Raw genomic sequence first — 8,603 nt, 5'->3', positions numbered from 1 at the left:
TATTCATTATAACATGTGTTGATTGGCTTGTCAAGAAGAAATTTTAATTAATTTTGAATTTCTTTTGATCGATAACTCAATCAGCAACTTTATTAATATATCATGTCGTCAATCAGATATCAATAGCTTTTTTGCTTTTTTATCAAAAAAACTTAATTTTACAATCATATTCATTCTTAATAATATTAATAGATATGATTATTTATTCATATCTTATTGATGACAGGAATTATATTTTACCCTATATTTTTATTCTTTACAATACTTTTTTATAAAAAATCAGTAAATAAATTAACTCTATCTCCTGGTATTTTCTACTCATTAATTCAATCACTAATATTCTTTATACTAAAAAGACCATCTTTAGCGTTTTTGAAATCAATTGGCAATGGTGCCGAAACAGTAATATCTTCCCCTTTAAATGGACTATAAAAGCTTAGCCAATAACAATGAAGTGCTTGTCTAGCAATAAATTGCGACTCTTCACCATACATCTTATCGCCAATTAATGGAAAACCAAGACTAGCAAAATGAACTCTAATTTGGTGTGTTCGCCCCGTATGCAACCTAATTTTAATAAGACTTGCTTGAACGTTACATTCTTGGCCCCAGTATTCAGTTACAGATGCCTTTCCTTCTTTCCCTACCATTCTCTTTACAAATGAATTGGGATCGCGTTGAATCGGTGCATCAATATAACCATGTTTTGCTGGAACCTTTCCTTTAATTAGAGCAAGATAGTTTTTCTTAACTAAATGTTTTTTTAATTGTTCATCTAGGACGGCATGGGCAAAACGGTGTTTAGGAAAAACAACTAAGCCGCTGGTGTCACGGTCTAAACGTGTTGCAACATGGGTAACCTGATTTTCATAATTTTGTCGCTTATAGTATCCTTTTACCCGATTTACCAAACTATCAGCCACTGGAACATTATGAGCAGGAACTGTCGCTACTCCTGCCGGCTTATTCATTATTAAAAAATCCTGGTCTTCATAAATAATATCGATCGGTGCCTCACTGACATCCACATTATCATTAGCAGTTTCTGGAGGGAGGATTAAGGTTACCTTATCGTGGTAATTAACAGTATCAACAGCCCACTTATCTACCCCATTTATTTGCATTTTTCCTCCATGGTATATAGCTACTTTTAATAATGAAGAAGAAACCCCATACATTTTTAATGCCGATCGTAATTTCCGCGGTGTGTGATGATCATATACCCAATTAAATTCCATTAATGTACTCCACCAATAAATGAATCTTTTACGCGATTCCAGAAATTATTATGCCGGTATTGAGCAAAATATATTCGTTGTTTAGAAACTTTATAAGATAATTCAGTCAGATACCGTTCTTTCTCGCTTTTAAGCATCCATTGATCACGATCACAAGTAAGTACATGACCATTTTCATCACGTAACCGCAAAATTAACTCGGCATCAGCGCCAAAAATAATCGGCGATCCTAGCGTCCGAAAAACCCGGTTATTAAGAGAGGCCATTTCGGCTAACTGAAATCCAACACTATTTGGATCTACAATAGCTCCGCCGACAGATTTGTTATAAGCAGTAGAACCGGTTGGAGTTGAGATACATAAACCATCCCCACGAAAGTTTTCAAATAAGTGGTTATTAATAAAAACATCACATACCATTGTTCGTGTAACATTCCGAATTGTTGATTCATTAAGTGCAATATAATTCTCTGTCTGTCCATCAGAATAAGTAGCTTTCATATCAAGTAACGGGTATGAAACCGCCTGGCCACTATCTTTTACTAAACTATCAACTAAATCATCAATTTCAAAGCTCCGCCAGTCCGTATAAAAGCCTAAGTGACCAGTATGAATTCCAACAAAGCGAATGTTATTTAACTCTTTTTGATAATGGTGAAAAGCCGATAATAAAGTCCCATCTCCGCCAATTGTTATTACGACTTCTGGATCTTTTTCGACGTAAGTTAAGCCTGCCCGCTTCATTTCAGTTTTTAAAACCTTTGTCACCCGTTGAGATTCTGCCGTTTCATTATTATATATTCCAATTCTCATAATTTACTCCTTCAATTCATCTTCGTTATTAACAGAATCATTTGACTTCCGATTAGAAAATAATGTCTGTGCTTCCTTTATTTCTTCCCGAATTTCTGACATTTCATTATCCAGCTTAAATGCTGCCTCTGCGGCTCTTTGTAACCTTGCAGATAACTCCTCAGGAAACTCACCTTGATATTTATAATTTAGAGAATGCTCTACTGTTGCCCAGAAGTTCATTGCGAGAGTTCGCACTTGGATTTCTGCTAATATTCTTTTTTCTCCACTAATCAATTGAACTGGATATTCAATGACAATATGATATGAGCGATATCCACTTGGTTTAACGTTGGTTACATAATCTCGCTCCTCTAAAATAGTCATATCGCTTCGTTGCCGTAATAAATCAACTACCTTATAAATATCTTCTACAAATTGACACATGATCCGCAAACCGGCAATATCTTGCATATCTTGCTCAAGTCGATCCTCTTGCACATGTCGTCTAATCATTTTTTCTTTAATACTATCAACTGGCTTTACTCGTCCAGTTACAAATTCAATCGGAGAATGTTGCGTTTGATCCTGAAATTGCTTTCGTATCCCCCGTAATTTGACTTTTAGTTCATTTACGGCTTGCTGATATGGCAATAGAAAATGCTGCCAATCTTCAATCATAATTCAGCCTCCTGTTAAATCTCCGTATATTTTAGCACATTTATAATAATAACTCTTGTAATTATCTTAAAACTAAATTCTTTACAAATAGTTAGATATTTGCAAAAATAATTATGTTCACAGGATTAGGATTTTGAGTATACAAATGATCGGAGGGGTAATTATGCTCGAACTTCATCTTTTTGTGAATCCATTAGGAATGCGCTGTTTACGGTGTGAAAAAGACGTGTTAAAAATTGATCGTAATTTAAATACAAAAATTAATTATCAATTTGTACCACTATTCAATATGAAAACGATCGATAACACCATTAAATATTATCATCTTAATCCCCATGATCTTGCTATAAGACAACAAGTATCAAAAACCCTTAACCAAGTAATATTAGATTATAAAGCAGCCCTCTTCCAAGGACGAAAACGTGGACGGCATTATCTATTACAATTACAGTCTGCGCTTATTAACCAAGGCTTGGATTACAACGATGAATTAATTAACAAAATTGCACATGATTCACACCTTGACTTAGAAATGTTTTTTGAGGATCGGCAAAGTCAACTTGCTAAGCAGGCTTTCCGTCAAGATCAAAAAATCGCAAGTGATCTAGGCGTATCAGAAACGGCCACCGCAGTTGTTTTTAACACCGAAGATTCTGATTACGGCCTAATGATTCCAAACTTTGACTATAATACTTTAATAAACGCATTTAAAAGCGGAAAATTGGCTCGATCTGCATCCCTAGATGAATTCGTGAACCAATATCGTCCGCCTAAGCTACAAATTATACAAAATAATAATTAATAAAAAAGAGATTGGAAAAAGTTGGTATTTGTTAGCAGCTCCCTGTCAAACACCATCTATTCAACCTCTTTTTTTATTTTATCTAGAATTGCAACTGTTCTCTTGCAAAAGTAAGCTTTACTAGTTTCCCCAGTAATTTTCTACTCTCATCTACCGCAATTTCTGCCATTCGATTATTAACCGTGGTTAAAAACGCACTCACATCACGATGTTTTGCTATTTCCTTATCCGTCTTTTTTTGAATATTCATTGTTCTTGCCATTACCTGCAATTCAAAGTTTTCTTCAATACTTTGTGCTTGACGATAATTTTGATCCCCGAGGGCAGCAATTGTATGAGTAAGCCAATACATATCATCTATTGAATATTCAGTACTAGTATTTCGATAAGGTATTGGCGTATCGTCAATATTTGCATAAAAGGGAACCACAGCATTAAAAGTATTAGGTCCAAATGCCAACCAATGAACCCCAGCAATATTTGCAGGAACATTATTACGTATTTGTAGAATATGTAATTCTAAGTTCCGGTTTAATGCAATTGACCTAAACGGTGCTTTATCTCTTTCTAAATAATACGGATCAAAAGCTGTCCCTTGATAATGAGAACTCATTAACTTCTTGATCGTAGTTACGGTAAGCTTTTCTTTTGCATAACAGATGAATGGAAGGTTATTACTTTGCGGATTAGGATTTATCGTCCCTAGTTGCTGCTGAACATACCATGCTCGTGGATTGTTATAGACAGTATCAGTAACAGTTGCACTTCCGCAAATCTGTCGTAAATTATATTCGTCCTCGCTAGGATTCAACTTATTTTGATCAATCCACTGTTTCAACTTTGGTGAACTCATTGTGTTGGGACTCTCAAAATCAAAATTAGTAATGTTAAATCGATTAGGAGCAATTACATAGGCACTATCAGGAATTTTAACAGCTGCCCAATGATGACCACCAATTGTTTCCATATACCATACTTCATTATTATCGCTAAAAGCTATCGCATTAGCCTCATAAGTACCGTATTTTTCTAATAAGCTCCCTAATTTCTTAACACCATCTTGAGCACTATTAATATAAGGAAGGACTAATGTTACAAAATCTTCTTCGCCAATTCCTGCTAAAGTATTATAAGGATCTACCGCTAATATCCGGGCATTAGTAGTAATAGTTTCAGTCGCACTCATCGCAACGTTTACATCATTAATACCACCTGCACCAAAAATTCCATCTTTATCATCAGCATCAGGCGTAGAAGTATATTTTAGCTTAGGAACTGGTAAATCAATTTTAAAGTCAGTTGTTTTGCTCTGATATTTACGTGGCTGCCTTTCTGGTTTTACTAATACAAATCTTTGAGGATCAAATGCATTGCCATAATCTTCCTCACGACAAACTATAGTTGACCCATCAATCGTTGCATTCTTTCCCGCTAGAAACATTGTACATGTATGTTGCATATTATGATCTCCTTTTAACCAGCTGTAGTTTTAACTGTGAATCATTAAACCATTTTGGACGATGAATTAAAATAAGATGATTACCCTTCCGATAAATTACTTTAAAGGCAATTAATTCGTTTGTATATTGGTTGATAATATTATTGCGAATCATTTCTGGAGGTAAACAACCAGGGGATAACCAATCACTTTTGCTTACCTTCATTAATAAGTTTTTCCATTCCTTATCCCTCCAAGAATAAAATAAGGGGAATTTCTCTATCTCTAATATTACACCAATTCGCCAAATAATCACTGGAATAGCCATTGCTGGCCAACTAGCAATGAGATCATGACATACCAATGGACATTCATACAAAGCGTGTCCAGTAAGATTTAAGGCAGTTAATGATAGTTCTCTTATTTCTTTACTTGGAAAAAGATACTGTTTCTTCTTCAACATTTCAATCTGCTCCATTAAAATAGTTTTTTTATCATACTTTAACCGGCTATAAGAACAACGCCGATATTTCTGATTAATAACTAATTGAGCTCTTTTCACATCCCAGAATAGAAGAATAAATTGTTTTCTAAAAATTTGCGTAAACTGAACGATTTTTTTATTTCTCAAATTACGCAAATAAGGTGATCCTAATATCCACCAAACCGGAATCTTTAACTGACGATATCCCTCATTACGTGCTAACAACCTTTCAAGACTTAAGGGACTGCATTGAAATTCAACTGCTACAGTTTGTCCGTTAATTTCTAAAAGAATATCTGGGCGTTGGGCAATTGTTGGAAAATAGACTTCTAATTGCGGATTCCAATGATGTTTTTGCGCCCATTGGTAAATCTGCTTTTTTCCTTTTAAATGTTCTAATGTTTCACCTTCACTAAAGCCACAATTATTCCCCCTCTTATGGGCATAGTGAGTAATCTTATGCTTTCCTCGTCGCAAAATTACTCCCTGCCCGCATCCTGGACAATAATAGGCCATATCGCTTTTTGCGTTCTCAGCCAACACTAATTGATCATTATGAACTGCAACTAACATTTAATCCCCCTATATATTTATATACGGAAATTAATCAATTTTGCACGAAAAAAGCTACGTTGAGTATGAACTCAAACGTAGCTTATTCAAAATAGTGTCGAATTAAATGTAAGGCAGATACTGACATTATTTTCTTTCCATGTTCACTTAGAAAATCAACCGTTGTTGCCGTGGGGTTTCCATATTCATAAGCAAGAGCAAGTTGATCTTTAATATCATTACTGTTCAAAATAGAATCAGAATAAGCAATTGCTAAATAATATAAATCATTATACTTATATAAATATGATGAAACATCATCACTCTCAGCAATTTTCGCAAAATCAATCAAATCTTCAAAAGAATCAAATGTAATTACTTGCCAGTTAGTGTGTTGAATCGCATTATCTTCTGAATCATTAATCGCTGTTTTTCTTTGATCTTGATTCGAACTATTTTTTTGAATCAAATGTTGCTTAATATATTTGGACACCTGGTCATTAATTGGTCCATGCTGTTCATTCCCAGCAAAATTAGAATCATTTTTACTAATAAATAATTCTAAGCCATTATTAGTGGGCATCACCTGAAAAGTAACCGCATCGTTGTTTTGGAATTGGTGATCAGTATCTACTTCTTTCAGGATACTATAAAAGAAATCCTCAATTTGCTGATGATCACCAAGTAAGTCTAGAATGGTGATACCCCGAGCAGATAAATCATCATTATCTACCAAAACGCGAATAGTATTTTCATTAATGCGTTCCATCTCCATTGAGCAGCACCTCCTTTTACCAAAACTAGATGTTACTTCTATTGTAAGGATTTTCGCTTAAAAGTAAAGTTACTCGGTTAAAAGAATAAAAAAAGGAAAGCATATCACTTTCCATATTCTATCAGTTAAATCATATTTGCTTTTTCTTGAGCTTCTACTAGTTCAAGTTCACGAACCTTTCGAGGTAAGAAGCGACGGATTTCGTCTTCATTGTAACCTACTTGAAGCCGTTTATCATCAATAACAATAGGACGTCGTAATAATCCTGGATTTTTACTAATTAACTTAAACAGATCCTTCATCGACAAATCGTTAAGATCTACACTCAACTTTTGGTAAGCTTTAGACCGCTTTGAAATAATATCTTCAGTACCATCTTCAGTCATCCGTAAAATATTCTTGATTTCATTTAAAGACAATGGTTCAGAAAAAATATTCCGTTCCTTAAAAGCAATATCATGTTCTTTTAGCCAGGCACGTGCTTTACGACAAGACGTGCAACTTGGAGACGTATATAGTGTAACCATTTTATTTAGTGGCCTCCTTTATTAAGTTAAACTAGAACATTCATTAATACATTATTCATTATACCTCCTATTCAATTAATATTAAAGTCATATAACAAAATTTATTGACTTTTTGTAAGCTTACTTGCTATTATACTTGCCATTTTTCCTTATCAAAAATAAAGTCGATAAAATTTACAATTTAATTATTTTGCATTAAGTTGTACTATAATAAGTATGACTACTAACTTCTGAGGAGGAATTAATATGTTAACAAAAATTAGCTTAACATTTGGTTCACGACAAATTTTACAATCAATTATTGATAAATATCCCGAACGTCATTTCAAATTAATGCAGGCAACTACTCACACAAGGAAATTAGCATTATTTGATCTTTCTGGAAAAGATACTATTTTTCAGTCACCAGTAAAATTAACAACTCTTGACTCAACACTAAATGCCCAATTAAATGGAATGTTTTACTACCAATCATTTCAAGTAAACGGTGATCGGCAAAAGCTTCTTTATAATACACTTCAAAAGGTATTAACTGAACCAGCTAACATGAATGGTGGGTATATGCTTAGCGTTGATAATAAAGCGGAAGCTACTACTTTAGTTTTACTGACTGCTTGGGCTGATTTTGAAAGCTTAACTGCATGGAAGGAAAGTGAAACTTTTACATCTTTAAAGAACTTTACCAGTATGGGATCAGACAATAGCTATTATGATGAGATTTATAAACCCATTTTTTAATAAGTAGATAATATAAGGGGATTTTCCAATACTAATTAACTGATCCCTTATAATAGGACCATGAATTATCAATTTTGGTAACTTCATGGTCCTATTTTTTCAACCCAGTACTTACATTACGTCCACTGCAAAATAGGAAAAGTGAATTGTTATATAATTCTAATCCATAGTTCTTGACAATCACCATTGTGAGCCCATCAATGCCCTTTCGTATGTCGGTTTTTCCGCAGTCTAAATAGATATGATCTGGACTATGCCAATTAACGAGCATAACGAATAACCACTTTCGATATCTGAAGCCAAAATAGAAAATTAGTTCTCTTACCTTGATTTTTACGGCAGGGCGTGCTGTAAAAGTATGCTTCTTAAAATCACTTGCTTTATTTTTGAAAACCGGAGTAATAATTTCATTTTGTTCTGTCATACATAAAAATCTCCTTACTGATGATAGTCTCAGTATAGGAGATCAGGAGGAGCTAGGGCTAGACGTACTGTTATTGACTGCTTACGTTGCTTGATCAATTTTATTCAATTTTTCCTATCAGTACTTCTTGACGAAGAGCCAAAAAAATACTTC

10 protein-coding genes are annotated in these 8,603 nt (G+C 34.0%); 2 read left to right on the top strand and 8 right to left on the bottom strand.

Going from position 1 to position 8,603, the window contains the following annotated elements; translation table 11 throughout:
- Positions 1–326 precede the first annotated feature (326 nt).
- From H5S10_RS09470 to H5S10_RS09460, 3 genes are read right to left on the bottom strand one after another with little or no spacing between them, the layout of a single operon-like run.
- The gene (locus tag H5S10_RS09470) at positions 327–1,238 is read right to left on the bottom strand and encodes an RluA family pseudouridine synthase (RefSeq protein WP_182585872.1); all 912 of its coding nucleotides are present in this window, start codon (positions 1,236–1,238) and stop codon (positions 327–329) included.
- On the bottom strand, positions 1,238–2,050 hold the full coding sequence (locus tag H5S10_RS09465; protein WP_085650534.1) for an NAD kinase: 813 nt from the start codon (positions 2,048–2,050) through the stop codon (positions 1,238–1,240). Before H5S10_RS09465 ends, H5S10_RS09470 begins: the two co-directional genes overlap by 1 nt.
- Before the next feature lie 3 nt (positions 2,051–2,053).
- On the bottom strand, positions 2,054–2,710 hold the full coding sequence (locus tag H5S10_RS09460; protein WP_085650535.1) for a GTP pyrophosphokinase: 657 nt from the start codon (positions 2,708–2,710) through the stop codon (positions 2,054–2,056).
- A gap of 163 nt (positions 2,711–2,873) precedes the next feature.
- Between H5S10_RS09460 and H5S10_RS09455 the strand changes: the two genes are divergently transcribed.
- Positions 2,874–3,512: a DsbA family protein gene (locus tag H5S10_RS09455; protein WP_182589380.1), complete on the top strand. Its 639-nt coding sequence runs from the start codon at positions 2,874–2,876 to the stop codon at positions 3,510–3,512.
- Between the two features lie 82 nt (positions 3,513–3,594).
- On the opposite strand, the gene H5S10_RS09450 is transcribed toward H5S10_RS09455, so the two are convergent.
- From H5S10_RS09450 to spxA, 4 genes are all read right to left on the bottom strand, one after another.
- The gene (locus tag H5S10_RS09450) at positions 3,595–4,971 is read right to left on the bottom strand and encodes a C69 family dipeptidase (protein WP_182589379.1); all 1,377 of its coding nucleotides are present in this window, start codon (positions 4,969–4,971) and stop codon (positions 3,595–3,597) included.
- 1 nt (position 4,972) lies between these two features.
- The gene (locus tag H5S10_RS09445) at positions 4,973–6,007 is read right to left on the bottom strand and encodes a competence protein CoiA (RefSeq protein ID WP_182589378.1); all 1,035 of its coding nucleotides are present in this window, start codon (positions 6,005–6,007) and stop codon (positions 4,973–4,975) included.
- A gap of 82 nt (positions 6,008–6,089) precedes the next feature.
- Positions 6,090–6,761 carry an adaptor protein MecA gene (locus tag H5S10_RS09440; protein WP_094502383.1) on the bottom strand — a complete coding sequence of 224 codons (672 nt, stop codon included), beginning with the start codon at positions 6,759–6,761 and terminating at the stop codon, positions 6,090–6,092.
- 125 nt (positions 6,762–6,886) lie between these two features.
- Entirely contained in the window at positions 6,887–7,288 is a 402-nt protein-coding gene (spxA, locus tag H5S10_RS09435; RefSeq protein ID WP_003665672.1) for a transcriptional regulator SpxA, read from the bottom strand.
- Positions 7,289–7,534: 246 nt separating this feature from the next.
- Here spxA and H5S10_RS09430 point away from each other — a divergent pair, with 246 nt between their 5' ends.
- Positions 7,535–8,026, top strand: coding sequence for a hypothetical protein (locus H5S10_RS09430; protein ID WP_003665670.1), 492 nt, complete (start codon positions 7,535–7,537; stop codon positions 8,024–8,026).
- A 91-nt stretch (positions 8,027–8,117) separates the two neighbouring features.
- Here H5S10_RS09430 and tnpB read toward each other — a convergent pair whose 3' ends face one another.
- On the bottom strand, positions 8,118–8,450 hold the full coding sequence (tnpB, locus tag H5S10_RS09425; protein ID WP_182589377.1) for an IS66 family insertion sequence element accessory protein TnpB: 333 nt from the start codon (positions 8,448–8,450) through the stop codon (positions 8,118–8,120).
- Positions 8,451–8,603: the final 153 nt, after the last annotated feature.

Source organism: Limosilactobacillus balticus, assembly GCF_014145615.1.
Lineage (GTDB): Bacteria > Bacillota > Bacilli > Lactobacillales > Lactobacillaceae > Limosilactobacillus > Limosilactobacillus balticus.
Note: the sequence above shows the minus strand (reverse complement) of the source record. Positions and strands in the feature narration are given on the sequence as shown.

What these genes read in the sequence shown, in the direction of transcription:
- H5S10_RS09470 (WP_182585872.1), bottom strand. Translation starts at nt 1,238, where the DNA reads ATGGAATTTAATTGGGTATATGATCATCACACACCGCGGAAATTACGA.
- H5S10_RS09465 (WP_085650534.1), bottom strand. Translation starts at nt 2,050, where the DNA reads ATGAGAATTGGAATATATAATAATGAAACGGCAGAATCTCAACGGGTG.
- H5S10_RS09460 (WP_085650535.1), bottom strand. Translation starts at nt 2,710, where the DNA reads ATGATTGAAGATTGGCAGCATTTTCTATTGCCATATCAGCAAGCCGTA.
- H5S10_RS09455 (WP_182589380.1), top strand. Translation starts at nt 2,874, where the DNA reads ATGCTCGAACTTCATCTTTTTGTGAATCCATTAGGAATGCGCTGTTTA.
- H5S10_RS09450 (WP_182589379.1), bottom strand. Translation starts at nt 4,971, where the DNA reads ATGCAACATACATGTACAATGTTTCTAGCGGGAAAGAATGCAACGATT.
- H5S10_RS09445 (WP_182589378.1), bottom strand. Translation starts at nt 6,007, where the DNA reads ATGTTAGTTGCAGTTCATAATGATCAATTAGTGTTGGCTGAGAACGCA.
- H5S10_RS09440 (WP_094502383.1), bottom strand. Translation starts at nt 6,761, where the DNA reads ATGGAGATGGAACGCATTAATGAAAATACTATTCGCGTTTTGGTAGAT.
- spxA (WP_003665672.1), bottom strand. Translation starts at nt 7,288, where the DNA reads ATGGTTACACTATATACGTCTCCAAGTTGCACGTCTTGTCGTAAAGCA.
- H5S10_RS09430 (WP_003665670.1), top strand. Translation starts at nt 7,535, where the DNA reads ATGTTAACAAAAATTAGCTTAACATTTGGTTCACGACAAATTTTACAA.
- tnpB (WP_182589377.1), bottom strand. Translation starts at nt 8,450, where the DNA reads ATGACAGAACAAAATGAAATTATTACTCCGGTTTTCAAAAATAAAGCA.